The following is a 24,737-nucleotide window of genomic DNA, read 5'->3' as shown; positions in this document are numbered from 1 at the left end:
GCCATCTGATGTCGGGTCTGACTCACCAATGTTTGGAAGCTGACGCCTTCATCAGTCAGGCGGCGTTGTAGAGAGCGTTCGCTCATTGCAAGTTCAGCGGCCACCGAGCGAATATCCGGGCGACCGGCTGTCAAACGACGTCGCAGAACCCACTTGGTCTGCTCCGCCACAGAATCGGAAGCTCCGTGATGCTTGAGGCGCCTGTCCAGTTCCGGTGCAAGAACATCGAGCAGTTCCTTGTTGTGAGTGATGAAAAGCTTGTCGAGGTCTTCTCGTCGGAACGCAATGCAGTCGACCTTCGTGTCGAACTTGATCTCACAGCTGAAGTACCTCTCGAGTGCCGACCTTGACGCGGCCGGACGAGCGAGCTCCAGCGACAGAGGTGCGAGGCGCTCACCTGTTCCTCTGCGGCCCAGTTCCACGAACGATGCCATCGTCGCGTCAACCAACGAACGCGGGGCCACTTCTGAATCTCCATGAGGCCACCGGATGACGAGCTCACCATGGTCAGCAAAATCTTTGACCGAAACGTCTTCGGGTGCGCACAAGCGCTTGAAACGGGCAACCCGACTCAGTGCGTCGCGGAACGTTCGTGCGTGCTGTGCCGCGACAAAAGCGAGAGGCATCACAGCCCTGTCCAGCCCCGTTGCAATGCGAAGGCCAATGGTCGAGTCTTGGCTGACCGCTTCGATGGCCCGCCACAGGGCGAAGAACTGCGTCGTGGCAATCGGCGCGTCGTTCCTCAGGACGCTCAGTGGCAGGTTCGCGCGTCGAATGACCTCTGCACGGTCAACCCCTGTCCGCTTGAGGCCCTCCCACAGCGTGGCCGGAATCTTCAACTTGTCTGGAACGGTGCTGTTCATTGCCCTTACTTCGCTTGGAAGCCGCCATCCACGTTGAGGATATGACCGGTGACGAAGCTGGCTTCTTCCGACAGCAGCCAGCAGATGGCGTTGGCGACTTCTTCGGGGCGGCCCAGGCGATTCATGGGGTGCATCGCCGAGATGCTTGCCTCGTTGTAGTTGGGGTCACTGCCGCTGAGCTGGGCGGCGATGATGTCGGTCTTGATGGCGCCAGGAGCCACGCCGTTGATTCGGATGCCTTGAGTCGCGTGATCCAGGGCAGACGACTTGGTCAGGCCCACCACTGCGTGCTTGGTCGAAGCGTACGGTGCACTCCAGGGGATGCCATTCAGACCGGCGATGGACGCCAGGTTGACGATAGCGCCGCCACCTTGCTTGACCATCTGAACGAGTTCGTGTTTCATGCTGAAGTACACGCCCATGATGTTGGTCTCGACCATCTCACGGTAGTTTTCACTGCTCGACTGCACAAGCGTGCCAGTCTCGTTGGAGACGCCTGCGTTATTGACCGCCATGTCCAGGCGACCGAACTCAGCCACGATGCTGTCAATCATCTTCTTGACCGCGGCTTCATCGGCCACGTCGTTTTGCACGAAGCGAACTTGTGCACCGTTGCGGGCCGCAGCGGAAACCTCGGCAACGGCTGCCTTGCCAACTTCGGCTCGACGACCGCTCAAGATGACAGTGACGCCTTTGGCGGCAAGCTTGAGGGCGACGGCTTTGCCGATGCCAGTGGCGCCGCCAGTGATCAGGGCTACTTGATTGGACATTTCAGACTCCTTTTGATAGATCGAGAGAAGATCGCGGGATGCAAGAAGTCTAGGAGTTCGATGGCATGAGTCACATTCGGATCGCGCCACATGATATGCAAAATACGCCAACCATGGCTAGGCCAACTGCTTGGTCCGAAGTTGCCGGGCAGCCTATACCAGCATCGGGAAGACTAGGACCTGGCTCGTTCCGAGTTCTACAGGGGCCGCTCTGAGGATTGCTGTATCGAGCTTCGATTGATCGCCCTGGGTCGAAAGCGGCCATAGGCGGGTCAGGCACGACCGGCTGCTCTCAGCCTCATCCGGTCATTCAAAGAGTCCGCGCGACGCGCTCGTCACTTGCTGGGTAACGGAGGATGAGGCAGGTCAAGGGCGCCCTCCGCTCAAGCCTTGACTTCCACCACCGTCTCGAAGCCACCAAAGATCATGCGCTTTCCATCGAAGGGCATGGGTGGGTTGCCCGGTGTGGCCGGATCCATGCGGGGGTCTTCCATCATCTTCTTCATGCCTGCGTCGCGCGTGGCCTTGTCCGGCCATTCGACCCACGAAAATGCCACCGTTTCCTCGGCCGTGGCCTGCACGGCGCGGCGGAAGTCGGTGACTTTGCCGTCGGGGACGTCGTCGCCCCAAGCCTCGATCACTCGGATGGCACCCAGTTCTAGGAATATCGGGTCGAGCTGGCGCGCGTGCTCAATGAACTTCTGCTTGTTGGCGGTGGGGACCGCGATGACGAATCCATCGATGTATGACATGTCTTCACTCCTGTTAAGTGGGCCGAGGGGACCTTCGCAATCTAACGGGCACGGGAGTAGCCACACTTCATCCAAGGGGATTTCATGTAACTATGATGGTTGCATGAAACGAGACAGTCGCCTCTCTGGTGTCCTCCACTGCCTGCTCCACATGGCCGAGCTTGGCCGACCCGCAACCTCGGAGTGGCTCGCTCAAGCCATGCAGACGAACCCCGTGGTCATTCGCCGCCTGATGGCCGGCCTGCGGGACGCCGGCTTCGTCGCTTCCGCCAAAGGGCACGGGGGCGGGTGGCTCCTGTCGTGTTCGCTGGAGCACATCACGCTGCGTGACATCCACGAAGCCGTGGGCGCCCCGGAGTTGCTGGCCGTAGGGCACCGCGAAGAAAGCCCCGGTTGTCTGGTGGAGCAAGCGGTCAACGCCGCGCTGGAGCAGGCCTATCGGGAGGCAGAGGCCGTGTTGCTCGCGCGCCTGGGCTCCGTCACCCTCGCCGCGCTTGCGCGTGACTTCCATCGGCGGCTCGCGGCCAGCGGCCGCTCCCTCGCGGCGGTATCCCATGACGTTTGACCTCTGAGGCTTCGATATGCAGGACCAGCACTCGCACTTCACGGACCCGGCGGCCATCGCGTCTTACGCGACCGACACACCACGCAAGGTGCCCGGCCTCGCCGATCTCCATCGGATGGCGATGCTGCTGCTGGCCGAGGAAGCTCCGGCTGAGGCCCATGTGCTCGTCGTTGGCGCTGGCGGCGGGCTGGAGCTCGTGGCTCTGGCCACGGCACAGCCGGGGTGGCGCTTCACCGGCGTGGACCCATCGCCCGCGATGCTGGATCTGGCGCGCCAGGCCCTTGCACCGTTTGCTGAGCGCGTCCAGCTCGTGACGGGGATCATCGATCAGGTCTCTGCGGGGCCCTTCGATGGCGCCACCTGCCTTCTCACGCTGCACTTCCTGGACCGAGGTGAACGGCTGCGGGCCCTGCGCGAGATCCACCGCCGCCTGAGGCCGGGCGCACGCCTGGTCGTGGCCCATCACGCGCTGCCCGAAGGAGACGCCGCGCGGTGGATGGCGCGATCGCTGGCGTTCGGCGCCGGGGCACATCCGGATCGGGCGAGCACCGCGGCTGGCGGCGAGCTGATGATCCAGCGGCTGCCCCTGCTCACCTTGCACGACGAGGAAGAGCTGCTGCGAGAAGCCGGCTTCGTCGACGTGGAACTGTTCTATGCAGCGTTCTCGTTCCGGGCCTGGGTGGGAACGCGGGGCTGAGTCGCCATCCTCCGCTGGGCTTTGCAGCTCACCCGCCCACCTCGCTCTCATGCCACCCTCCCAGCACCTGCCGTGTCACCCAGCTCAGCCCGCCAAACACCCCCATCCCCGTCACTGAAATCAGCACCAGCGCCGCAAACATGCGGGGGATGTTGAGCTGATACCCCGACTGCAGGATCTGATACGCCAGCCCGCTGCCCGTGCCGCCGGTGCCGGCCACGAACTCGGCCACCACGGCGCCGATCAGGGCCAGGCCGCCCGAGATGCGCAGCCCGGCCATGAAGTAGGGCAGGGCCGAGGGGATGCGCAGGCGCATCAGCACCTGCCAGCGCGTGGCCCCCTGTAGCTGGAGGTAGGCCGCCAGCCCCGGTGACACGCTGCGTAAGCCCACGGTGGTGTTGGAGATGATGGGAAACAGCGCCACCAGCGTGGCACACACCACCAGCGAGGCGGTGGGGTCCTTGACCCAGATGATGATCAGCGGGGCGATGGCCACCAGGGGGGTGACCTGCATCAGCACCGCATAGGGCAGAAAGGCCGCTTCGATCCAGCGGCTTTGCACCAGGGCAAAGGCGATCAGGGTGCCCAGCAGCACGGCGCAGGCAAAGGACAGCACCGTGATCTTGGCCGTGACCCACCAGGCCGCACCCAGCAAGGCGGCATCGGCCACCAGGGTCTGCGCGATCACCCAGGGCGATGGCAGCAGGTAGCTGGGCACCTCGGCCCAGGTGGTCCAGCCTTGCCACAGGCCCAGCAGCAGGGCAGCCACCAGGGCGGGCAGCAGTCCTTGCAGGGCCCGCCTCATGCGGCCCCCTCGCTGGCGCGCGCCAGGCAGTGCTGCAACTGGCGCACGCGCTCGTTGAAGCGGGCGCTGGTGCGGTCGGTGTCCTCGGGGCCCAGCGGCTGCTGGGCGTCAGGCGCGCGCAGGCGCACGTCGTCCACCACGCGGCCGGGGCGGGCGCCCATCACCACCACGCGGGTGGACAGGGCCACGGCCTCGGCGATGCTGTGCGTCACAAAGACCACGGTCAGGCCCTCTTGCTGCCACAGGGTCAGCAGGTCGGCGTCCAGCTTCTGGCGGGTGATGTCGTCCAGGGCGCCAAAGGGCTCGTCCATCAGCAGCAGGCTGGGGCGGGTGACCAAGGCGCGGGCAATGGACACACGCATCTGCATGCCGCCGGACAACTCGCGTGGCCAGGCGTCTTCAAAGCTGGCCAGGCCCACGCGGGCCAGGGCCTGCCGGGCACGCTCACGCCCTTCGGCGCGGGGCACGCCCGCCAGGTCCAGCGGCAGGCGCACATTGGCTTCCACGCGCGCCCAGGGCATCAGCGTGGGTTCCTGAAACACGAAGGACAAGGCCTGGCGCGGCACAGGCACCATGTGCCCGCCCGTGGGCTGCAGCAGGCCGGCGATCATCTTGAGCAGGGTGCTCTTGCCGCAGCCCGAGGGGCCCAGCAAGGTCAGGAACTCACCGTGCGCGATGCTCAGGCTGACGGGCTGCAGGGCCCGCGTGCCGTTGGGGTAGACCTGTTCGGCCCCCTGGATCTCGATGACGGGGGTGGGCGGTGCCATGCCGACCATCTCAGGGCATGACCTTGAGGTCCTTGACGAAGCGGGTGGTGTAGGTGTCCTTGAGGTTCACCTTTTTCGGGTCCACCAGCTTGTGCTTGACCAGCATGTCGAAGGTGGCCTGCATGCGCGCGTCGGTGATCGTGCCGATGCCCTGGGTGGCGGCGTCACCGCCCAGCACCACGCCCGCTTCCTTGAGCTTGCCGATGCCGTAGGCCAGCAGGTCGTCCGTCATATTGGGGTTGTCGCGCTTGATCAGGGCGTTGGCGGGGGCGGGGTTGCCACCCAGGTAGCTCTTCCATCCTTCCATCGAGGCCTTGACGAAGGCGGCCACCTGGCGGGGCTTGGTCTTGATCGTCTGGGTGCTACAGACCACGGTGGTGGCGTAGGGGGGCCAGCCTTCGTTCCACAGCAGGAAGACGCTGGGCTTGAAGTGGCCCTGCTGCTCGATGCTGTAGGGCTCGGATGCCAGGTAGCCCTGCTGGGCGATGTTCTTGTCGGCCAGGAAGGGCTGGATGTTGTAGTTGTAGGGCCGCATCTGCGCATCGGTGAAGCCGAAGCGGCTCTTGAGCCAGGGCCAGTAGGTGACCATGCCGGCGCTGCCGATCATCAGGGTCTTGTCCTTGAGATCGGCCAGCTTCTTGATGTGCGGGTGGGCAATGAGGATGACCGGATCCTTCTGGAAGGCGGCGGCCACGGTGACGGCCTGGATGCCGTGTTCCCAGGCCTGGATGGTCTGCACGTCGTAGCCCATGACGCAGTCGGCCTGGCCGGCCATCATGAGCTGCATGATGTTGATCTGCGGGCCGCCCATCTTGATGCTCACATCCAGCCCGGCGCGCTGGTACAGGCCGGTGGCCTGGGCCTGGTAGAAGCCGCCGTGCTCGGCCTGCGCATACCAGTTGGTGAGGTAGACGAACTTGTCGGCGGTGTGGCCCAGGGTGGGGCTGAGCCATGCGCCCAGGCCCAGCAGGGCGGCGCAGGCAAGGCGGGAGCGGCGAGGGCTCATGGTCGGGGCTCCTGGTGAGTGCGGCCTTGGGCCGAAGCCTCGTTTGTACCGCAAGCCAGGTGCCCTGCGCAGGCCCCGGTCAATGCCCGCCCTGGCTGCCTCGGTGTGCCCAGCCTGTGGTGCGCTTTTCTACAACAGAAAACAGCTCGTACATGACCATGGCCATGGCCCCCACGACCACCAGACCGCCAAAGGCCAGGCCCATCTGCATGGACGATCCGGCGCTGATGAGCAGGTAGCCGATGCCCTCGTTGGAGGCGGTCATCTCCGACACCGTGGTGCCCACGAAAGCCAGGGTGATGGCCACCTTGAGCGAGCCGTAGAAGTAGGGCATGGAGCGCGGCAGGCCCACCTTGATGAGCACATCCCAGCGGCGGGCGCCCAGCACGCGCAGCACGTCCTCCAGCTCAGGCTCCAGCGTGGCCAGGCCGGTGGCGATGTTGACCATGATCGGAAAGAAGCTGATCAGAAAGGCCGTGAGCACCGCCGGCCCCACACCGATGCCGAACCACACCACCAGGATGGGGATGAAGGCGGCCTTGGGCAAGGCATTGAAGGCGGTCATCAGGGGGTAGATGGCGGCATAGGCCAGGCGCGAGCTGCCGATCAGAAAGCCCAGCAGCACCCCCACCACGATGGCGATGCCAAAACCCACCAGGGTCACCCACAGGGTACGCCAGGCATGCTTGAGGATCTCGGCATGGAACTCGACCACCTGACTGGCGATGCGCGCCGGGCTGGGGAAGATGTACTCCGACACATCGAGCGCCGAGCACAGCACCTGCCAGAGGATGACGATGCCCAGCAGCAGCACCCAGGGGGCCCAGCGGGCCCAGCGGGCCTGGACTTTGGCCGACAGCTTCATGATGCGATCTCCGGGGTGGGGGCGGCCAGGGTGCTTGGCTTGCGCATGGCGCCGATGTGGGCGCGCAGCTCGTGCACGATGGCGGTGAACTCGGGCTCGTAGGTCACCTCCAGATCGCGCGGGCGTGGCAGCTCGATCTCGCGTCGGGCCAGGATGCGGCCGGGGCTTTTGCTCATGACATAGACCGTGTCGGCCAGGAAGACGGCCTCGCGCAGGTCGTGGGTCACCAGGATGACGTTGAACTTCTGCTGAGCCTGCAGATCGCGCAGGGCGCACCACAGTTCTTCGCGGGTGAAGGCATCGAGCGCGCCGAAGGGCTCGTCGAGCAGCAGCATCTTGGGCTCGTGGATCAGGGCACGGCAGATGGAGGCACGCTGTTGCATGCCCCCCGAGAGCTGCCAGGGGAACTTGTCCTCATAGCCGCCCAGGCCCACGCTTTGCAGCAGGGCGCGGGCCTTGGCCTCGTATTCCTTGCGCTTGGCCTTGAAGCTGGATCGGTAGGGCTCGACGATCTCCAGCGGCAGCAGCACGTTCTGCACCGTGGTGCGCCAGGGCAGCAGCGAGGCCGCCTGGAAGGCCATGCCCGTGATCTTGAGCGGGCCGGTCACCGGCTCGCCCGCGATCAGGATGTGCCCCTTGGTGGGTTGGCGCAAGCCGGTGGTCAGCTTCATGAAGGTGGATTTGCCGCAGCCCGAGGGCCCGACGATGGCCACGAACTCGCCCTCGCGGATCTCCAGGTTCAGGTCCTCGACGGCAAACTGTCCCTGCGCCCACAACTCGTCGTTGTAGGCCAGCCAGACTTGGCGGAATTCGACAAAGGCGGTCATGGCCACTCCTCGGCTGGGGCGCTTACTTCTTGGGGGGCAGCACGTTGAGGTCGGCGGCCGAGGGCAGGTAGGCCGGGGTCCACACCCCATCGGGGTTGACGCGGGTCTTGGTGTTGTAAGCATCCCCCACCTGCGAAGCCATCAGGGCCAGACGGGGCAGCTTGACCTGGCCAAAACCTTCAGCGCGCGCATCAGGGCTGTTGATGACCTGATCGATGGCCATGAGCAGGCGGCGCTTTTCCAGGTCGGTGTTGATGATGCCGTCGCGGGCCTTGACGGTGGCCAGGCCCGCATCGGGGTTGCGCAGCACCTCGCCCGTGCCCTTGGCGAAGGCCTTGAGGAAGGCTTTGACGGCGGCCGGGTTGTCCTTGAGCAGCTTGGGCGAGGCGATGATGGCGTTGCCGTAGAGCTTCACGCCGTATTGGGCAAAGGGAAAGAAGACGATGTCCTGGGGCTTGGCGCCGCGGGCCTCCAGGTTGAGCAAGGACGTGAAGGAAAAGCCCGTGATGGCATCAACATCACCTCGCACCAGCATGGTTTCGCGCAGGGGCGGGTCCATGCTGGTCCAGGTGACGGCACCGATCTTGTTGGCCTTGGCAAAGATGGGCCAGGCCTTGCGGCCTGCGTCGAACACGGGGGCACCCAGCTTCTTGCCCGCCAGATCGGCGGGCGACTTGATGCCCGAGCTCTTGAGCGCGAACACGGCGGCAGGCGTGTTGTTGTAGACCATCATGATGGCCACGGGCTTGTTGGGTGCATCGGGGTTGTTGGCATGGAACTCCATGAGCGCAGCCATGTCCGCCAGGCCCATGTCGTAGGTGCCCGACGCCACACGGGTGACGGTGCCGCCCGAGCCGCTGCCCGCGTCGATGCTCACATCCAGGCCTGCCTGGGCGAAGTAGCCCTTGGCGGCGGGGTACAGGAACAGGGCTGCAGGCCCCTCGAAACGCCAATCGAGCTGGAACTTGATGGGTGTGCCCGCCTGCACCGACATGGGGACGGTGGTGCCCAGACAAAGGGCGCTGCAGAGGGCCAGGGTGCCAAACACGGAACGGCGAGTGCGCAGGGAAGACGTCATCTGGGGATGCTCCAAGGTCAAAAACTGTATACAAAGCAGTGTTGAGCAAGAAGCGTGCAAGGGTTCACCGCAGGGGCCAGGCCCGATAGAATGCGGGCCCAAACAGCCGAGAGAATCCCCACGTGTCTGACCGCCTTTTTGTCCTGTCCCAGTACATCCTGCCCAAGCAGGCCTTGACCTCGCTGGCCGGTGTCGGCGCTTCGGCGCGGGGCGGTGCACTCACGACCTCGGTGATCCGCTGGTTCATCGGGCGCTATGGGGTCAACATGGCCGAGGCGGCCAACCCCGACCCCGCGGCCTACCCGACCTTCAACGAGTTCTTCACCCGGCCTTTGAAGCCCGGTGCGCGTCCTTTGGCGCAGGCGGATCTGATCAGCCCGGTCGATGGCGCGATCAGCCAGTTCGGGCCCATCCGCAAGGACCTGATTTTTCAGGCCAAGGGGCACGATTACACGACGACGACCCTGGTGGGGGGCGACGCGAGCCTGGCCAGCCGTTTTGAGGACGGGCAGTTTGCAACGCTCTACCTGAGCCCCAAGGATTACCACCGCATCCACATGCCCTGCGATGGCCGCCTGACGCGCATGATCTATGTGCCGGGGGATCTGTTCTCGGTCAACCCGGCCACGGCGCGGGGCGTGCCCGGCCTGTTTGCCCGCAATGAGCGGGTGGTGTGCGTGTTCGAATCGGCCCAGGGGCCGTTTGTGCTGACCCTGGTGGGCGCCACCGTGGTGGGCAGCATGGCCACGACCTGGCACGGCGTGGTCAACCCCCCGCGCAGCCGCCAGGTGCGCGAGTGGCGTTATGAGGATCAGAACATCACCTTCAAGCAGGGCGACGAGATGGGCCGCTTCCTGCTGGGCTCGACCGTGGTGATGCTCTTCCCCAAGGGGCCCTTCACCTTCAACCCGCAATGGACGCCCACGCGGGCCATCCGCATGGGTGAGGCCATGGCAGCGCGCGGGGCTACTTGGCCGTCGGCATAACGAACTCGGGCCCCTTGCTCAGGCCCGTGCCCCAGCGCTGCATCACCGATTTCTGGCGGGTGTAGAAGCGCACGCCCTCTTCGCCATAGGCGTGCATGTCCCCAAAGAGGCTGCGCTTCCAGCCCCCGAAGCCATGCCAGGCCATGGGCACCGGGATCGGCACATTGATGCCCACCATGCCCACCTGGATGTGCCGGCTGAATTCGCGCGCCACATGCCCGTCGCTGGTGAAGCACGCCACCCCGTTGCCGAACTCGTGCGCGTTGACCAGATCGATCGCCTCGCTGAGCGTGGCCACCCGCACGCAGGACAGCACGGGCCCGAAGATCTCTTCGCGGTAGATGCGCATGCCGGGCTGCACATGGTCGAACAGCGTGCCTCCGGTGAAAAAGCCGCCTTCGCGCCCCGCGACTCGGTGCCCACGGCCATCGACCACCAGCGTGGCGCCTTCCTGCACGCCCAGGGCCACATAGCCTTCGATGCGCTCCAGCGCCTGCCGCGTCACGATGGGGCCCATCTCCATGGCCGCATCCATGCCGTCACCGATTTTGAGCGAGCGGGCCCGCTCGGCCAGCCGGGGCATGATGCGGTCGCCCACATCCCCCACCAGCACGGCGGCCGAGATGGCCATGCAGCGCTCACCCGCCGAGCCATAGGCCGCACCGATCAGGGCATCCACGGCCAGATCCAGGTCGGCATCGGGCATGACCACCATGTGGTTCTTGGCCCCTCCCAGTGCCTGCACGCGCTTGCCCTGCTGGGCTCCGCGCTGGTAGAGGTGGTGTGCAATCGGCGTGGAGCCCACAAAGCTCAGGGCCTTGACCTCGGGGTGATCCAGCAGGGCATCCACCGCGACCTTGTCACCCTGCACGATGTTGAAGACCCCATCGGGCAGGCCTGCCTGTGTCAGCAGCTCGGCCATGAACAGCGAGGCGGAAGGATCCCGCTCGCTGGGCTTGAGGATGAAGGTGTTGCCGCAGGCAATGGCCACGGGGAACATCCAGCACGGCACCATGCAGGGGAAGTTGAAGGGCGTCACGCCCGCGACCACGCCCAGGGGCTGTCGGAAGCTCCAGTTGTCGATGCCGGTGGACACCTGATCGGTGTAGTCGCCCTTGAGCAGCTGCGGGATGCCGCCGGCGAACTCGACGATGTCGATGCCGCGCATGACCTCGCCTTGTGCATCGCTGAAGACCTTGCCGTGCTCTTGCGTGATCAGGGCGGCCAGGTGGTCCAGGTTCTCGTTGAGCAGGGCCAGGAAGCGGTTGAGGATGCGCGCACGGCGGATGGGAGGCGTCTCGGCCCAGGCCGGGAAGGCACGGCGGGCACTGGCCACGGCACGGGCCACATCGTCCGCCGTGGCGGTGGGCACCTGGCGGATCACGGCGCCAGTGGCCGGGTTGTAGACATCCAATCGAGTGGCCGCATCAGGCGCCCAGGGGCGACCGTCGATCCAGTGGGACACGAGGGGCAGGGCAGATGTCGGCGTGCTCACGGGGCGTCTTTCTTGTGCTGTCAGGAGGCTGACAAGTCTAAGGTGCGACGCTGCCCGGGTGTCACAGCTTGGCCAGGAAGGTCTTCAGGGCGCCAACGGTCAGTGAGGGGTCTTCTTCATGCGGGACATGGCCCAGCTCGGCGAAGCTGACCAGTTGGCTGCCAGGGATGGCCGCGTGCAGGGCCTGGGCATGGTTCATGTCGAAGATGCGGTCCTTGGCGCCCCACATCAGCAAAGTGGGCATGGTCAGACGCTGGAGGCGATCGCACTCCTGACCCATGGTGTGCTGCTGCAGGCGCTGGCCCAGAGCGCGGCGGTTGCCGGGGCGCAAGGCCATCTCGAAGTAGCGTTGTTCCAGCTCGGGCGTGATCTTGGCGGGGTTGCCGTACACAAAGCGCATGCTGGCGCGCAGCACGCCGCGGGGCATGCTGCGGGTGGTGAGCCAGCTCATGCCGCGCATGGCCGCCAAAGCAAAGCCCAAGGGCATGCCAGTGGGGTGGGCATAGTAGCCCGCCGCATCGACCAGGATGGCGGCCCGCACGCGATCAGGCACAGCCGCAGCGACGTGCCAGGCGATCTCGCCACCCAGCGAATTGCCGCCGATGATGAAGCGCCCGCACACGCCCAGGGAGTCCAGCACCCCCAGGATGAAGCGGGTGTAGCGGTCGATGTGATAGTCCGCTTGCGGGTCCGGCCCTGTCAGGCCAAAGCCGGGGATGTCCATGGTGATGACACGGCGCTCGCCCTTGAGCGCCTGCACCCAGCCTTCCCAGGTGTGCAGGCTGGCGGCGGTGCCATGCACCAGCACGATCGGCCAGGGGTCATGGCGGGGGCCCTCATCACGGTAGTGCACCTTCATGCCCTGCAGATCCATGAAGCGCGACGGCTCGGGGGCCCAGCGGCGGATCAGCTCATCCAGGGGGAGATCAGGCTGGAACAGGGACATGCAGGGGCTCCGAGGCAAATGGGCCTATATTGTTACCCAGGTGAACAATGTGTGGCATCCCCCAATTCCAGGTGCCGCTGGCTCTCGAAGTGCCTGAACTGGCCGGTGATGGGGTCGGTGAAGGACAGGGCGCGGGCCAGCAATTGCAGCGGGCGGCTGAGGTCGGGCACCTGCCCCTCAGGGGTGTCGGGCCACAGGGTGGGGTAGATGCGGTCGTTGGCGATGGGCAGCCCCAGGGCGTTCATGTGCACGCGCAACTGGTGTTTCTGACCGGTGCTGGGCTGCAGGCGGTAATGGCCGAGCCCTTGAGCTGTGGTTCCCAGCAACTCGATGTGGGTCTCGGCATTGGGCGGGCCGTCGACCTCGTGCATCGCCATGAAGTGGGGGCTTTCCTCCAGGCGGCTGAGGCGGGTGTGGGGCCAGGCCATGTCGGGGTGAAGCGGGGCGATGGCCTCATAGACCTTGTGCACGGACTTGTCGCGGAACAGGCGCTGGTAGGCATCACGCGTGGCGGGCTGGATGGTGAAGGCGACCAGGCCGGCCGTCTCGCGGTCCAGGCGGTGCATGGGCACCAGGGTGGCGATGCCGGTGCGGCGCTTGAGGCGCACCAGCAGCGTCTCCTGCAGGTAGCGGCCCTTGGGCGTGACGGGCAGGAAGTGGGGCTTGTCCGCCACGAGCAGCCATTCGTCCTGGTAGACGATGGTCTCGTCAAACGGAATGGGGTGCTCGAAGGGCAGAGCCCGCCAGTAGAACAGGCGGCCATGGCGCCGTGCGTGTTCGCGGTAGGGCGTGTGCGGGGCAATGGCCTCGCCCTGGGCGGTGACCACCTCGCCCGCGGCCATGCGCTGATGCCAGTCGTCCCGCGCCACAGCGGGGATGCGGTCAGTCAGGAAATCCAGCACCGTGGCCCAGGAGCCCGCGGGCAAGGCCACGCAGCTGGCGCTGACGCCGTTGCGCATGGGCAGGTCGGGTGGGGTGGGGCGGCTCACAGGACGATGTCGAAACCAAAGGCTGCGCTCTCGAACAGCCGGGGGGCAGCGACGGCAAAGCCCAGCGAGCCTTGCCCGAAGAAGTGCATGCCGTAGAGCATGCCGCCAGTGTCGATCAGGGCCGCGCCGCTGTCCCCAGGACGCAGGGCGCCCACGTACTGGATCGTGTAGCCAAAGCTGAAGCGCTTGCCAGCGATGCTGCGGTAGTCAAAGACGATGGGGTGGAAGGTGACACCCACAAAGCGCACCTCCAGGGCCTGGGTGCGGAGCTCGGGGGGCTGCCCGTCGACGGCGGGTACCTGCTGGCGGCACAGAACGAACAAGGGGCCACGCTGATGCAGTACGGAGAGGTCAAAGTCAGTGGCTCGGCTCACGGGCCAGCGGCCCCACATCGACAAGGTGTCGATGTCTTCGTCTTCGATGCGCACCAGGGCGGCATCCATGGCCAGAGGCCCCCGGGTGCTGGCCGCCACCACGAGGGGCCCGATGCGCTGGCCGCTGTCTGACACGATGCAGTCCACCTGTCTGGGCAGGGTGGCGCTCATGGTGGGCGAGAACACATGGTGGCACGACAGCAGGTATTTGTGCGCGGGGTTGGAGGCCGAACTCACGGCGCAGCAGGCGCTGCCGTAGGACTGCGGGGTGCCCTTGTGGCGGGACACCAGGCCACCGGTCAGATCCAGCGCTGCATGGGGGCTCCCCGCTGACAGGTCGGAGACATCCGTGGGGATGCGGACCCGCACACGTCGATCGCCGATCAGGGGGTAGGCCACGATGTGGTCGGGGATGCGCGAGGCGCGGGCGCGCCGGTCTTGCCACTTCTGGCGGACGAGAAAGCGGATACAGACCTCGGACACCCGTTCGGGCTCGGCCCCGCGCAGTCGATAGCCCGCACCCACGCCGATGATGTTGGTGCTCAGTCGGCTGAGATCACGGCCCCGCCGCCGCGCCACATCCAGGGCGATGCGAAAGCGTTCGTCCTCGTCCAGTTGGGCCCAGCGGTCCATGGTGTCTCAGCGCTGGATGGTGATCTCGGTGACGTTCACCCCTCTGGCGCCCAAGGTGTTCTTGACCAGGATCTTGAGTTCGTCGTCGTCGGGCAGAGCGTCGAGCTCGCCAGCGGTGCCGCCACTGGTCTTTTTCAGGAGCACCTTGACGGCCCCCGCGGTGGCGCTCAGCGTGGCGGCAAAGAAGGCCTTGCCGCGTGTCTTGAGGGCTGGGCTGGAGAGCTCGATGTTGAGCGCCTTCTGCGCATCTGCCATCAGGCGCTGGCTGGGGTCTGATCCGCTGGAGGCGGTGTCGGTGTCCGTGCCGGCCAGGCCGTCCATCTTCAGGGACAGGCTGCTGTCCACATACTGCTGGATGCGCAGAGCCGAGTCGCCACGGGGGCTGGCCGCCTCGATGACGATGGCGTCGTAGGTGTTGAAAGCGATGTTGGTGAAGGGGGGCTTGGGCAGCAGGATGCGCTTGCTGTCGATGTCGCCGACCTGGGCGGCTGCGCTGGCCAGCTCTGCGGGTTTGAGGATAGGGTAGAGGCCCGGTGCGGCGATGCGCACCTTGGTCACCTTGAGCGTGACGGGCGTGCCGCCGGCATAGGTCTGCGCGCTCTTGCCGGGCTTGACCGCCGCGCTGTGGGGCGAGCCGCCCGAGAGCAGGGCCAGGGGCGCCTCGATCTTGGCGGTGGCCACTTTCTGCAGGGCGCCGATGGTGCCGGCGTAAAAGTCCAGCAAGGGCTTGGCCAGGGCGGAGTTGTCCACGGTGGCATCCAGCGATTGCAGGCTCCAGCCCTGACCCAGACCCAGCAGCACGCCGCTGCTGCCCAGGCCCTGGCTGACCTTGACGGCGTACTGCTCGTCAAAGTCGGGCAGCCAGACGATGTTGAAGTAGCGCGGCAGCGGGGTCACGGCATAGGCACTGTTGTCGTTGACGGCCTTGAAATGGCCCATGCCGGGGCGGAGCACGGGGTTGCTGGCGGCGCTGGCAGCGGGTGCGGCAGATGGGGGTGTGTCGTCCTTCTGGTCCATCGTGGCCGAGTGGGGGCGGCCTTCGGGGGCCAGGGGCGCTGCGCTGATTTGAGACGCATCGATTCTCAAGGCCCCCATGCGCTGATCGCCACGGATCAGCTTCTGATTGACCAGATCGTTCAGGCCCTGAGGCACTTCGGTCAGCAACACATGGCGGCTGTCGGGCGACATTTCGCCCGCGGCCAGATAGACCTCGCTGGCCACGATGAAGGGCTCATGCACCGACACATAGGGACGAGGCATGTAGTACCTCAGGCCTTCGGCCGCGCCCTCGGCGGGTTTGCCGCTTCTGGGGTCGAGCTTGAGGACGGTGACCGTCGAGCAGCCCCACAGCAGGCTGGATGCCGTGGCGATGAGCAAAATGTGGTGGATGCGCTTCATGCAGACTCTCCCGTTGCGCAAGCCTACCTCAGGTCTTGGGGTTCACCGAATCCAGGCGCCTGGCGCGTTCCAGCCGCCAACGCTCGTCGGGCGAGTCGTTGTAGACCTGATCGGCGGTGGTGGCGGTTTCTTGCAGGTGGGTGTCGATGGCCACCCGGTTGTCGAAGACGAAGAGCTCGCCCTCCCAGTCGCGGTCGGCGTCGGGCAGGGCCTGGAAGAAATTGACGATGCCGCCGTCGAGCTGGTAGACGTCCAGCCCCAGTTCGTGCTGCATCCAGGCGCTGGTTTTTTCGCAGCGGATGCCGCCGGTGCAGTACATGGCCACGCGCTGGCCCTCGGCCTTCCAGGTGTCGGCATGGGCCTGGACATAGGCGGGGAAGTCCCGGAAGTTGTCGACACGGGGGTCGATGGCGTTCTTGAAGCGGCCCAGCCGGTACTCGAAGCTGTTGCGGTTGTCGATGACGACGACCTTGTCCTGTGCCAGCAGATCGCGCCAGGCCGATGGGCTGAGGTGTTTGCCCTCGGCGCGGTCGCGCACGACGCCGGTGACGCCGTCCACCCCCAGGGCCACGATCTCGTCCTTGCGGTGCACGCGCACCTTCCAGAACGGGCGGGTGGTGCAGGCGCTGTGCTTGAAGGGCATGCCCAGGAAGGCACCGCCCAGGCGCGGGTCGTGCTGCACGGCGTGCTCGAAGGCGGCTAGCAGGGGCTCGGTGGCAGCCAGGGCGCCACTGATGCCCTCGTGGGCCACGAGCACGCTGCCGGTCAGCGGGGCGACCAGTTCGCGCAGGATCTCGACCACCGCATCGGGGGCCGGCAGGGCCACAAAGCGGTAGAAGGAGCTGTGGATCAGGGGCAGCGTGTCGGGGGTGGGCTCGGGCATGGTGGCCCGATTGTCTCAAGAATCGTCTCAGGAATCAGGCGGCGGGTTGCAGCAGGTCCAGCAGGGCGCGGGCCACGACTTTGGTGGCGCGCCGCAGGTCCTCGAGCACCAGGTGCTCGTCGGCCCGTTTGGCGTTGGATTCAAACACGGTGCGCGGCCCGGCACCATAGATGACGGCCGGGATGCCCCGCGCGCAGTACAGGCGCACATCGGTGTAGAGCGGGGTGCCGCTGGTGGGGATGGGCTCACCAAAGACGATCTCGCCGTGCTTTTGCAGGGCTTGGACCAGGGGCGCGTTGCCGGGCAGGGGCTGCAGTGCGTGGGCCAGCAGCAGGCGTTTGACATCCACGGTGATGCCGGGGATGGGCTCGCTGGCCTCGTAGATGACGCGGCGGATGTCGGTTTCAACCTGCACGGGGTCTTCTTCCGGGATCATGCGGCGGTCAAGCTTGAAGACGACCTTGCCGGGCACGACATTGGTGTTGGTGCCGCCTTCAATGCGCCCCACATTGAGGTAGGGGTGGGTGATGCCCGGCACGTGCGAGCGCACGAACTGATAGGCCTGGTTCTGCAGGTAGAGCGCGTGCAGGATGGTCACAGTGGCCTGCAGGGCATCAAAGCCCGTGTGGGGGATGGCGGCGTGGGCGGCCATGCCGTTGACGGTGACCTCCATCTGCAGGCAGCCGTTGTGGGCCGTGACCACCTGGTAGCTGAAGCCGGCAGCGATCAGCAGGTCAGGGTGGGTCAGCCCGTGTCGCAGCAGCCAGCCTGGGCCCAGCTCGCCGCCGAACTCTTCGTCGTAGGTGAAGTGCAGTTCGACACCGCCTTGCAGGGCGGGGGCCGGCCCTTGCTGGCAGAGGGCTTCGAGTGCGCGCAGGGCAAAGCTGTAGGTGGCGAAGTCGCTCTTGCTGACGGCCGAGGCGCGGCCATAGAGCTTGCCGTCGACGATCTCGCCGCCATAGGGCGGATGGGTCCAGTCTTCGCCGGGGGGCACGACATCGCCGTGGGCGTTGAGGGCGATGGTGCGCCCGCCCTCACCAAAGCGGCGGCGCACGATGAGGTTGGTCAGGCTTTGCAGGCCATAGGCGCGCACTTCGTTTTCGGGCACGGGGTGCTGCTCGGCCTGCCAGCCAAAGTCCTGGAGCAGCTCAGCCGTGCGCTGGGCATGCGGGGCGTTGTTGCCGGGCGGGGTGTCGGTGGGCACCTGCACCAGGGCTTGCAGGAAGCGCACTTCTTCATCGAAGTGGGCGTCGATCCACTGGTCCAGCAACTCGTAGGGCAAGGGGTCGCTCATAGGCTCTCCAGCAGGTGCATGAAGGCGTCCACACAGAGTTGGGCGTCGTCGTTGGTGATGGTTTCCAGCGGGTTGTGGCTGATGCCTGCATGGCCGCCCCGCACGAACAGCATGGCCTGGGGCAGGATCTCGTGCAGCTTCATGGCGTCGTGTCCCGCGCCGCTGGGCAGGTGGAACAGGGGCAGACCCAGGCGCTGCACGGCCGCCTCCCAGCGGGCCTGCCAGGCCGGGTGGGAGGGGCTGGCCGAGGCGCGCACCGACTCCTGGATGTGGATCTCCACCCCACGGCGCTTGGCCACCTCACGAGCACAGGCCAGCACATCGCGGGCCAGCGCATCGCGCTGCTCATTGGTGGGCGCGCGCAGATCGAGCGTGAAATCGCAGCGCCCCGGCACCACATTGATCGAGCCTTGCGGCACGTGCAGCACCCCCACGGTGCCCACCGAGGCTCCCGCGGGCGAGCCGCTGTCCTGGCGGGCGCGTTGTTCCGTGTAGAGCATCAGCTCGGCCACGGCCAGGGCCGCATCCTGGCGCATGCCCATAGGGGTGGTGCCTGCATGGCAGGCCGTGCCCAGGGCCGTGCCTGTCATGCGCAGGACCCCGTTGATGGAGGTGACGATGCCCAGAGGCATGTCGTGCTCGTCCAGCACGGGCCCCTGTTCGATGTGGACTTCGACAAAGCCGAGGTAGCGTGCCGGGTCGCGCCGAAGCGCGGCAATGTCGTCCAGCGAGGCGCTGAAACCCGCGGCCTGCAGGGCCTGGCGCATGGTGATGCCTTCGGCATCGACCTGGTCCAGCCACGCAGGCTTGAAGTCACCGACCAGGGCTCCGGAGCCCAGGAAGGTGGCGGCATAACGCTGGCCCTCTTCTTCGGCAAAACCCACCACCTCGATGCCATGGCGCAGGCGACGCCCCTGGCGGTGCAGTTCGCGCACGCAGGCCATGGGCACCAGGATGCCCAGGCGGCCGTCGTACTTGCCACCGTTGCGGACCGTGTCGTAGTGCGATCCGGTCAGCAGGGCAGGGGCCTGCGGGTCGCTGCCGTGGTAGCGGCCCACCACATTGCCCACGGCATCGATGCCCACCTCGTCAAAGCCGGCGTCCCGCATCCAGTCCACCAGTTGCCGAGCGCAGGCCTGATGGGCGGTGCTCATGTAGGTCACCGTGAGCGGGCAGGGGCCGCCCTCGGTGGCGGGGAGGCCTTCGGTGTGTGCCGCCAGCGCCTCGGCCCAGTCCCAGACCTGGTTGCCCAGGGTGGGGGTGAGGCCGAATCGGTCGTTCAGGCGGATCTCGGCAATGCGGTGGATGTGGCGCAGGCATTCTGCGCGTTCGAACTCGGGCGTGTGGCGCAGGCGGCGCTGGAAGGTGGCGATGATCTGCTCGCGGCTCAGGCCCTGGCCCCGTGGGCCGCGTACGGCCAGGATGAAAGGCCAGCCAAACCGGGCGTTGTAGTCCGCATTGAGCTGCTGCAGCAGGGCAAACTGCTCGGGGCTGCAATGCGTCAGCCCGGCGCGGCTTTGTTCGTCGGTGGATTCGGCGGTGAGGGCGCCCGCCACGGCGGCCTTGCCGGCCAGCTCGGGGTGGGCGCGGATCAGGGCCAACTGCTCCGCCTCGCTGGCCTCCCGCACGACCTTGGCCAGGGCCGCCTTGAGCTGGGGCAGTGTGTGGAAGGGGCGCTGTGCCCAGGCGGCACGGGCGATCCAGGGCGAGTGCTCGTAGATGCCGTCCAGCGCGGCGGTGAAGCCGTCGGCATCCAGGGCATGGAGCTGCGCGAGACTCAAGGGAGCGTGGGACATGGGTGGGTGGCCTTCCAGTGGCGGGCGATGTCGATGCGGCGGCAGATCCAGACGTCGCTGCGGGCCTGGATGTGATCCAGAAAACGCTGCAGCCCGGCAAACCGACCCGGGCGGCCCAGCAGGCGGGCGTGCATGCCGATGCTCATCATCTTGGGGCGGTCCAGGCCGGCCGGGTCGCCCTCGGCATAGAGCACATCGAAGCTGTCGCGCAGGTAGTGGAAGAAATGGTCGCCCGTGTTGAAGCCCTGCGGAGAGGCAAAGCGCATGTCGTTGGCGTCCAGGGTGTAGGGGATGACCAACTGGTGGGTGAGGCTGCCGTCGCTGCGCGCGGCCTTCATCCAGAAGGGCAGGTCGTCACCGTAGTAGTCGCTGTCGTACTCGTAGCCACCCTGGTCCAGCAGCAGGCGGCGGGTCTGGGGGCTGTCGCGGCCGGTGTACCAGCCCAGGGGCCACAGGCCACCCGTCATCTGGCGGATGATCTCGGTGCCCCGGCGGATGTGCTCACGCTCGGTGGCTTCGTCCATGGCCTGGTAGTGGATCCAGCGCCAGGAGTGGCAGGCGATCTCGTGGCCCGCATCGACCAGGGCCTGGGTGAGCTCGGGGTGGCGCTCCAGGGCCATGGACACGCCAAAGGCGGTCAGCGGCAGGTGGCGCTGCTCGAATTCGCGCAGCAGGCGCCACACGCCAGCACGTGAGCCGTACTCGTAGATCGAATCCATGCTCATGTGGCGGGCCGGGAAGCTGGCCGCGCCGATGATCTCGGAGAGGAACTGCTCGGAGCCGGCGTCGCCATGCAGCACATGGTTCTCGCCGCCCTCTTCGACATTGAGCACGAACTGCACGGCGATGCGCGCGCCACCCGGCCAGTGGGCATGAGGGACGTCGCGGCCGTAGCCGATCAGATCGCGCGGGTAGGGGGCGGTGCTGTCGTAGGTCATGTGGGGCAGGGTTGGGCGGTGAGCTGGCGCTCGACACTCAGGAGGTGGCGGTCGATGAGGTCGACCGCCCGATCGGCATCGCGGGCTTCGATGGCGGCCAGCAACTCGACATGTTCGGCATTGGAGAGCTCGGCATCGTCGTCGCTCTGGTACATCAGGGTGATGAGTGAGCAACGCGAGACCAGCTCCTGCATCAGCTCGACCAGCACGCGGTTGCCCAGCACCTCGGCCATGCGCACATGGAAGTCAAACAGCAGGCGGGTGCGGCTGGGCACATCGATGCGGCGCACGGCGGCGCGCTCGTCCTTGAGGTGGGTGCGCAGCAGGCGGATGTCGGCCGGCTTGATGCGGGCGATCAGCTGGCGCACCATCTGGCCCTCGATCATGCGGCGCACGGCGAAGACCTCGCGGGCCTCGTCGATCGAGGGGGCGGCCACGAATGCACCCCGGGCCGGCTCCAGCCTCACCAGCTTGAGCTCGGACAGACGGAACAGCGCCTGCCGCACGATGGTGCGCGACACCCCGAAATGGTCACCGAGTTTTTGTTCGACCAGCTTGGCGCCGGGCAGCAGCCGGTGCTCGACGATGGCCCGGGTGATGGCCACGACGATGTGTTCCGTGCTGGAGGCCTCGCCGTGCGGGGGCATGGCGGGCTCGTCACCCGGGATTGGCGCGGGGGCCACAGCGATGGCAGATTTCTTGCGTGCAGCAGTCATCGTGGTTAAAGTGTATACAGTTTTCTGAACTGCAGGCAACCCACACTTCTGGTCTGGATCTCACCGTGTCTCAAGCAAGTTCTTCGCCTGATGCCCCCACCCCGCCTGAACCGGCGGGCCGATTGACCACCCATGTGCTCGACACCGTCAAGGGCGGGCCGGCGCAGGGCATGCGCATCGACCTCTATGTGCGCGAGCCCTCGCTCGATGGCTGTGCCGATGGCCGCTGGCTGCCGCTGCGCAGCGTGCGCACCAATGCCGATGGGCGGGTCGATGGGCCCTTGCTGTCGGGCGTTGACTTCAAGACGGGGCATTACCGGCTGCTGTTCGGGGTCGAAGCCTATTTTCGTGAACAGGGCGCCGATCTGCCGGATCCAGCCTTTCTGGGGCAGGTGCCGCTGGACTTTGCCATTGCCAACCCCGAGGCGCATTACCACGTGCCCTTGCTGGTGAGCCCCTGGGCCTACTCGACCTACCGTGGCAGCTGAAAGGTGGACATGATGGAGGGCTCTCCCTGGTTGATCTATGCCCTGGACTGGGTCAATCTGCTGCTGCGCTGGGCGCACGTGGTTGTGGCCATCGCCTGGGTGGGCTCGTCCTTCTACTTCGTGTGGCTGGACAACAGCCTCACGCCGCCGACCGACCCTGAGCTCAAGGCCAAGGGGGTAGGAGGAGAGCTGTGGGCCGTGCATGGCGGGGGCTTTTACAACCCGCAGAAGTACCTGGGGGCGCCCAAGGCCCTGCCGCCGCACCTGCACTGGTTTTACTGGGAGAGCTATTCCACCTGGTTGACAGGCTTTGGCCTGTTCACGGTGCTCTACCTGTTCAACGCGGGCACCTTCCTGATCGACAAGACGGTGCATGACTGGACCCCGGTGGTGGCGGTGCACACGGCCCTGGGCTTCCTGGCGGGCTTCTGGTTGATCTATGACGGGCTGTGCCGCACAGTGGGGCGCATGCCGGGCAAGGACGCCTTGCTGGGAGCTCTGGTGTTTGGCGTGGTGGTGCTGGCCAGCTGGCTGGCTTGCCAGCTCTTTGCGGGGCGGGCCGCCTTCCTGCTGGTGGGGGCCATGATCGCCACGGCCATGAGTGCCAATGTGTTCTTCTGGATCATTCCGGGGCAGCGCAAGGTGGTGGCGGCCATGAAGGCGGGCCAGCCGGTGGACCCGGTGCATGGCCAGCGGGGCAAGCAGCGCAGTGTGCACAACACCTACTTTGTGTTGCCGGTCCTGTTCGCCATGCTCAGCAACCACTATGGCTGGGCCTACAGCCACCCCCAGAACTGGCTGGTGCTGGTGCTGATCATGATGGCGGGGGCCTTCATTCGGCAGTTCTTCGTGGCGCGCCACAAGACGGCCCTGGCGGGCCAGGGGGCGCCGTGGCGCTGGGCAGTGGCCAGTGTGGCCTTGCTGCTGGGCGTGGCGGTGTGGCTGGCGCCAACGCCGGTGGCGCCACAGGCGCAGGCCCCTCAGATCACGCCCGAGCAGCGCTTTGCTCAGGTGCAGGGCATCGTGCAGCAGCGCTGCGCCATGTGCCACAACGCGGATCTGGCCAACAAGGGGGTGGCCTTGCACACGCCCGAGCTGATCCGCCAGCATGCCCAGAAGATTTACCAGCAGGCGGTGGTGCTCAAGGCCATGCCCATGAACAATGCGACCCAGATCACCGAGGCGGAGAGGGCTCAGTTGGGGGCCTGGTTCACCACCTTGCCAGCAGCTCCTTGATCCTTTTGAAGCGGGCTGTATCCTCGGGGACATGATGTGTGCATGCCGAGGAGACCAACAATGATGATGGAGGGGGTGCCCATGCGGCACATGATGGCCATGCTGGCCCTGGTGGTGGGGGCCGTGTCGCTGCCTGCTCGGGCCGCCTTGCCGCCGCAGTTGTTCAAGCCGGAATGGCTCTTGCCACGCGTCACGGTGGATGTCGCCAGATCCGAGCGCGAGGTCCTGCCTCGGGCACCGACCGATCTGTCCAAGGTGAGCTACAGCTTCGCCGGTGCCACGCACACCCTGGAATCCTTCAAGGAACGCGGCAGTGTCAAGAGCCTGATGGTGCTGCACGAGGGCAAGGTCGTGTACGAGCACCACCGCTGGCCCTACGACGCGGGCTCGCGCCATCAGTCGTGGTCCCTGATGAAGCAGATGCTGTCGGCCCTGGTGGGCGTGGCCATTGCCGAGGGCAAGATCAAGTCCGTGGACGATCCCATGGACCGCTACGCCCCTGAACTGGCCAACAATGGCTTTGCCAAGGTGAGCTTTCGGCATGCGCTGCTGATGAGCTCGGGCGTGCGCTTCGATGAAGACGTCGAGCGCATCAACCTGTTCATGGAGACCATCGCCCACCGCTACAGCCTGGGGCGCATGGGCATGACTTTGCGTCAGCAGATCCTGACGCCAGAGGTGAAGTCCGCCCAGGTGCCCGGCGCCCGCTATGACTATGTCAGCATCAATTCACAGGCCATTGCCATGGCCTTGGAAGCCGCGACGGGGCAGCCGGTGCATCGCCTGCTGCGCGACAAGCTGTGGAAGCCCATGGGCCTGCCCGATGACGCCAAGGTGCTGACGGACGCCACGGGTCGGGATTTCACCTTCTGCTGCCTGTATGCCACCACGCGCAGCTATGCCGCTTTCGGGCAGCTCTATGCCCAGGGCGGGCGCTGGAAGGGCAAGCCCCTGCTCAGCGAGGACTGGGTGCGCCGCTCGACCACCTTTGCCGATCCGCAGTCCTGGCATGCCAAGGCGGTGCCGCGCAATGGCAAGACCATGGACCTGTTCGGTTACGGCTACCACTGGTTCGTGCTGGAGGGGGACCGGGGTGATTTCACCGGCTCGGGCATCCAGGGGCAGTCGATCTATGTCTCACCGCGCCAGAACGTGGTGGTCGTGCGCATGAGCGACGACTACACCGTGGGATCGCACAACGAGGAGGCCGTGTTCATGGCCCGCGCGGTGGCCGACCATCTGGCCGGGCCGGTCAAGCCTGCCCATCCTGCAGCAACTGGGCGATCACGGCGATCGCGATGATCGCGGGCTCCTTGCCCTGAATGCCCGGCAACCCGATGGGGCAACGCAGGCGGGCGATGGCCTGTGCTGCGTGCCCTCGCGCCTGCAGGCGGTGCTCGAAGGCCGCGCGCTTGGTGCGTGAGCCGATCATGCCGACCCAGGCCTGGCCGCTGCGAACGTCCTCGCGGCGCAGCAGGGCATCGACGATGGCCAGATCCAGGTCGTGCCGGTGGGTCATCACCAGATGGCGGCTGCCCCAGGGCGCCCGGGCCGCTTCGGTGGTGGCATC

The 24,737-nt window shown here is 66.3% G+C and carries 26 protein-coding genes; 6 read left to right on the top strand and 20 right to left on the bottom strand.

Features of this window, described 5'->3' with window-relative positions; translation table 11 throughout:
* The 3 genes from VFW84_RS01545 to VFW84_RS01535 form a co-directional block, all read right to left on the bottom strand.
* A partial coding sequence (locus tag VFW84_RS01545; protein WP_329678665.1) for an AraC family transcriptional regulator ligand-binding domain-containing protein occupies positions 1–863 on the bottom strand: 863 nt, incomplete at its 3' end.
* Between the two features lie 5 nt (positions 864–868).
* Positions 869–1,723, bottom strand: coding sequence for a glucose 1-dehydrogenase (locus tag VFW84_RS01540; RefSeq protein ID WP_329678664.1), 855 nt, complete (start codon positions 1,721–1,723; stop codon positions 869–871).
* Between the two features lie 293 nt (positions 1,724–2,016).
* Positions 2,017–2,385 carry a DUF1428 domain-containing protein gene (locus tag VFW84_RS01535; protein WP_329678663.1) on the bottom strand — a complete coding sequence of 123 codons (369 nt, stop codon included), beginning with the start codon at positions 2,383–2,385 and terminating at the stop codon, positions 2,017–2,019.
* Between the two features lie 103 nt (positions 2,386–2,488).
* Here VFW84_RS01535 and VFW84_RS01530 point away from each other — a divergent pair, with 103 nt between their 5' ends.
* Positions 2,489–2,950, top strand: coding sequence for an Rrf2 family transcriptional regulator (locus VFW84_RS01530; RefSeq protein ID WP_329678662.1), 462 nt, complete (start codon positions 2,489–2,491; stop codon positions 2,948–2,950).
* Positions 2,951–2,966: 16 nt separating this feature from the next.
* Complete coding sequence (locus VFW84_RS01525; RefSeq protein WP_329678661.1) at positions 2,967–3,647, top strand: class I SAM-dependent methyltransferase; 681 nt, start codon at positions 2,967–2,969, stop codon at positions 3,645–3,647.
* A 28-nt stretch (positions 3,648–3,675) separates the two neighbouring features.
* Here VFW84_RS01525 and VFW84_RS01520 read toward each other — a convergent pair whose 3' ends face one another.
* The 6 genes from VFW84_RS01520 to VFW84_RS01495 form a co-directional block, all read right to left on the bottom strand.
* Positions 3,676–4,452, bottom strand: a complete 777-nt coding sequence (locus tag VFW84_RS01520; protein ID WP_329678660.1) for an ABC transporter permease — start codon at positions 4,450–4,452, stop codon at positions 3,676–3,678.
* Positions 4,449–5,228: an ABC transporter ATP-binding protein gene (locus VFW84_RS01515; RefSeq protein WP_414638854.1), complete on the bottom strand. Its 780-nt coding sequence runs from the start codon at positions 5,226–5,228 to the stop codon at positions 4,449–4,451. Before VFW84_RS01515 ends, VFW84_RS01520 begins: the two co-directional genes overlap by 4 nt.
* Before the next feature lies 1 nt (position 5,229).
* The gene (locus VFW84_RS01510; protein WP_329678658.1) at positions 5,230–6,225 is read right to left on the bottom strand and encodes an ABC transporter substrate-binding protein; all 996 of its coding nucleotides are present in this window, start codon (positions 6,223–6,225) and stop codon (positions 5,230–5,232) included.
* 79 nt (positions 6,226–6,304) lie between these two features.
* Complete coding sequence (locus VFW84_RS01505; RefSeq protein ID WP_329678657.1) at positions 6,305–7,090, bottom strand: ABC transporter permease; 786 nt, start codon at positions 7,088–7,090, stop codon at positions 6,305–6,307.
* Complete coding sequence (locus VFW84_RS01500; RefSeq protein WP_329678656.1) at positions 7,087–7,917, bottom strand: ABC transporter ATP-binding protein; 831 nt, start codon at positions 7,915–7,917, stop codon at positions 7,087–7,089. Before VFW84_RS01500 ends, VFW84_RS01505 begins: the two co-directional genes overlap by 4 nt.
* 22 nt (positions 7,918–7,939) lie before the next feature.
* On the bottom strand, positions 7,940–8,995 hold the full coding sequence (locus tag VFW84_RS01495) for an ABC transporter substrate-binding protein (protein WP_414638853.1): 1,056 nt from the start codon (positions 8,993–8,995) through the stop codon (positions 7,940–7,942).
* Between the two features lie 122 nt (positions 8,996–9,117).
* Between VFW84_RS01495 and asd the strand changes: the two genes are divergently transcribed.
* Positions 9,118–9,981, top strand: a complete 864-nt coding sequence (gene asd, locus VFW84_RS01490; RefSeq protein ID WP_329678655.1) for an archaetidylserine decarboxylase — start codon at positions 9,118–9,120, stop codon at positions 9,979–9,981.
* Here the strand turns inward: asd and VFW84_RS01485 are convergent.
* The 10 genes from VFW84_RS01485 to VFW84_RS01440 form a co-directional block, all read right to left on the bottom strand.
* Positions 9,962–11,476 (bottom strand): CoA-acylating methylmalonate-semialdehyde dehydrogenase, encoded by a 1,515-nt coding sequence (locus VFW84_RS01485; RefSeq protein ID WP_414638852.1) that lies wholly within the window; start codon positions 11,474–11,476, stop codon positions 9,962–9,964. The two genes, asd and VFW84_RS01485, sit on opposite strands and share 20 nt — an antisense overlap.
* Positions 11,477–11,537: 61 nt before the next feature.
* Positions 11,538–12,422 (bottom strand): alpha/beta hydrolase, encoded by an 885-nt coding sequence (locus VFW84_RS01480; RefSeq protein ID WP_329678654.1) that lies wholly within the window; start codon positions 12,420–12,422, stop codon positions 11,538–11,540.
* A 32-nt stretch (positions 12,423–12,454) separates the two neighbouring features.
* A complete protein-coding gene (locus VFW84_RS01475; protein WP_329678653.1) occupies positions 12,455–13,411 on the bottom strand; it encodes a pseudouridine synthase in 957 nt (318 codons plus the stop codon).
* Entirely contained in the window at positions 13,408–14,418 is a 1,011-nt protein-coding gene (locus VFW84_RS01470) for a trypsin-like peptidase domain-containing protein (RefSeq protein WP_329678652.1), read from the bottom strand. Before VFW84_RS01470 ends, VFW84_RS01475 begins: the two co-directional genes overlap by 4 nt.
* A 6-nt stretch (positions 14,419–14,424) precedes the next feature.
* On the bottom strand, positions 14,425–15,816 hold the full coding sequence (locus VFW84_RS01465) for a hypothetical protein (RefSeq protein ID WP_329678651.1): 1,392 nt from the start codon (positions 15,814–15,816) through the stop codon (positions 14,425–14,427).
* 28 nt (positions 15,817–15,844) lie between these two features.
* Positions 15,845–16,699, bottom strand: a complete 855-nt coding sequence (locus VFW84_RS01460; protein ID WP_329678650.1) for a rhodanese-like domain-containing protein — start codon at positions 16,697–16,699, stop codon at positions 15,845–15,847.
* A gap of 34 nt (positions 16,700–16,733) precedes the next feature.
* The gene (locus tag VFW84_RS01455) at positions 16,734–17,993 is read right to left on the bottom strand and encodes a M20 family metallopeptidase (RefSeq protein ID WP_329678649.1); all 1,260 of its coding nucleotides are present in this window, start codon (positions 17,991–17,993) and stop codon (positions 16,734–16,736) included.
* Complete coding sequence (uraD, locus tag VFW84_RS01450) at positions 17,990–19,789, bottom strand: 2-oxo-4-hydroxy-4-carboxy-5-ureidoimidazoline decarboxylase (protein WP_329678648.1); 1,800 nt, start codon at positions 19,787–19,789, stop codon at positions 17,990–17,992. The genes VFW84_RS01455 and uraD overlap by 4 nt, the downstream gene beginning before the upstream one ends.
* Positions 19,771–20,727 carry an allantoinase PuuE gene (gene puuE / locus VFW84_RS01445; RefSeq protein ID WP_329678647.1) on the bottom strand — a complete coding sequence of 319 codons (957 nt, stop codon included), beginning with the start codon at positions 20,725–20,727 and terminating at the stop codon, positions 19,771–19,773. The genes uraD and puuE overlap by 19 nt, the downstream gene beginning before the upstream one ends.
* Positions 20,724–21,374 (bottom strand): GntR family transcriptional regulator, encoded by a 651-nt coding sequence (locus tag VFW84_RS01440; RefSeq protein ID WP_329678646.1) that lies wholly within the window; start codon positions 21,372–21,374, stop codon positions 20,724–20,726. The genes puuE and VFW84_RS01440 overlap by 4 nt, the downstream gene beginning before the upstream one ends.
* 134 nt (positions 21,375–21,508) lie before the next feature.
* Between VFW84_RS01440 and uraH the strand changes: the two genes are divergently transcribed.
* The 3 genes from uraH (at position 21,509) to VFW84_RS01425 (ending at position 24,469) form a co-directional block, all read left to right on the top strand.
* The gene (gene uraH, locus VFW84_RS01435; protein ID WP_329678645.1) at positions 21,509–21,931 is read left to right on the top strand and encodes a hydroxyisourate hydrolase; all 423 of its coding nucleotides are present in this window, start codon (positions 21,509–21,511) and stop codon (positions 21,929–21,931) included.
* Positions 21,932–21,940: 9 nt separating this feature from the next.
* Positions 21,941–23,167 carry a urate hydroxylase PuuD gene (locus tag VFW84_RS01430; protein ID WP_329678644.1) on the top strand — a complete coding sequence of 409 codons (1,227 nt, stop codon included), beginning with the start codon at positions 21,941–21,943 and terminating at the stop codon, positions 23,165–23,167.
* Between the two features lie 81 nt (positions 23,168–23,248).
* Positions 23,249–24,469, top strand: coding sequence for a serine hydrolase (locus VFW84_RS01425; protein ID WP_329678643.1), 1,221 nt, complete (start codon positions 23,249–23,251; stop codon positions 24,467–24,469).
* Here the strand turns inward: VFW84_RS01425 and VFW84_RS01420 are convergent.
* The coding region (locus tag VFW84_RS01420) for an XdhC family protein (protein ID WP_329678642.1) at positions 24,420–24,737 on the bottom strand (318 nt) is incomplete at its 5' end. The two genes, VFW84_RS01425 and VFW84_RS01420, sit on opposite strands and share 50 nt — an antisense overlap.

The organism is Aquabacterium sp. (assembly GCF_036279655.1).
GTDB lineage: Bacteria > Pseudomonadota > Gammaproteobacteria > Burkholderiales > Burkholderiaceae_C > Aquabacterium.
The sequence above is the reverse complement of the archived record's forward strand: the minus strand, read 5'-3'. Positions and strand labels throughout refer to the sequence as shown.

What these genes read in the sequence shown, in the direction of transcription:
- VFW84_RS01430 (WP_329678644.1), top strand. Translation starts at nt 21,941, where the DNA reads ATGATGGAGGGCTCTCCCTGGTTGATCTATGCCCTGGACTGGGTCAAT.
- VFW84_RS01440 (WP_329678646.1), bottom strand. Translation starts at nt 21,374, where the DNA reads ATGCCCCCGCACGGCGAGGCCTCCAGCACGGAACACATCGTCGTGGCC.
- VFW84_RS01465 (WP_329678651.1), bottom strand. Translation starts at nt 15,816, where the DNA reads ATGAAGCGCATCCACCACATTTTGCTCATCGCCACGGCATCCAGCCTG.
- VFW84_RS01505 (WP_329678657.1), bottom strand. Translation starts at nt 7,090, where the DNA reads ATGAAGCTGTCGGCCAAAGTCCAGGCCCGCTGGGCCCGCTGGGCCCCC.
- VFW84_RS01425 (WP_329678643.1), top strand. Translation starts at nt 23,249, where the DNA reads ATGCGGCACATGATGGCCATGCTGGCCCTGGTGGTGGGGGCCGTGTCG.
- VFW84_RS01520 (WP_329678660.1), bottom strand. Translation starts at nt 4,452, where the DNA reads ATGAGGCGGGCCCTGCAAGGACTGCTGCCCGCCCTGGTGGCTGCCCTG.
- VFW84_RS01500 (WP_329678656.1), bottom strand. Translation starts at nt 7,917, where the DNA reads ATGACCGCCTTTGTCGAATTCCGCCAAGTCTGGCTGGCCTACAACGAC.
- VFW84_RS01470 (WP_329678652.1), bottom strand. Translation starts at nt 14,418, where the DNA reads ATGGACCGCTGGGCCCAACTGGACGAGGACGAACGCTTTCGCATCGCC.
- puuE (WP_329678647.1), bottom strand. Translation starts at nt 20,727, where the DNA reads ATGACCTACGACAGCACCGCCCCCTACCCGCGCGATCTGATCGGCTAC.
- uraD (WP_329678648.1), bottom strand. Translation starts at nt 19,789, where the DNA reads ATGTCCCACGCTCCCTTGAGTCTCGCGCAGCTCCATGCCCTGGATGCC.
- VFW84_RS01460 (WP_329678650.1), bottom strand. Translation starts at nt 16,699, where the DNA reads ATGCCCGAGCCCACCCCCGACACGCTGCCCCTGATCCACAGCTCCTTC.
- VFW84_RS01525 (WP_329678661.1), top strand. Translation starts at nt 2,967, where the DNA reads ATGCAGGACCAGCACTCGCACTTCACGGACCCGGCGGCCATCGCGTCT.
- VFW84_RS01495 (WP_414638853.1), bottom strand. Translation starts at nt 8,995, where the DNA reads ATGACGTCTTCCCTGCGCACTCGCCGTTCCGTGTTTGGCACCCTGGCC.
- VFW84_RS01515 (WP_414638854.1), bottom strand. Translation starts at nt 5,228, where the DNA reads ATGGTCGGCATGGCACCGCCCACCCCCGTCATCGAGATCCAGGGGGCC.
- VFW84_RS01455 (WP_329678649.1), bottom strand. Translation starts at nt 17,993, where the DNA reads ATGAGCGACCCCTTGCCCTACGAGTTGCTGGACCAGTGGATCGACGCC.
- VFW84_RS01530 (WP_329678662.1), top strand. Translation starts at nt 2,489, where the DNA reads ATGAAACGAGACAGTCGCCTCTCTGGTGTCCTCCACTGCCTGCTCCAC.
- VFW84_RS01480 (WP_329678654.1), bottom strand. Translation starts at nt 12,422, where the DNA reads ATGTCCCTGTTCCAGCCTGATCTCCCCCTGGATGAGCTGATCCGCCGC.
- VFW84_RS01535 (WP_329678663.1), bottom strand. Translation starts at nt 2,385, where the DNA reads ATGTCATACATCGATGGATTCGTCATCGCGGTCCCCACCGCCAACAAG.
- VFW84_RS01510 (WP_329678658.1), bottom strand. Translation starts at nt 6,225, where the DNA reads ATGAGCCCTCGCCGCTCCCGCCTTGCCTGCGCCGCCCTGCTGGGCCTG.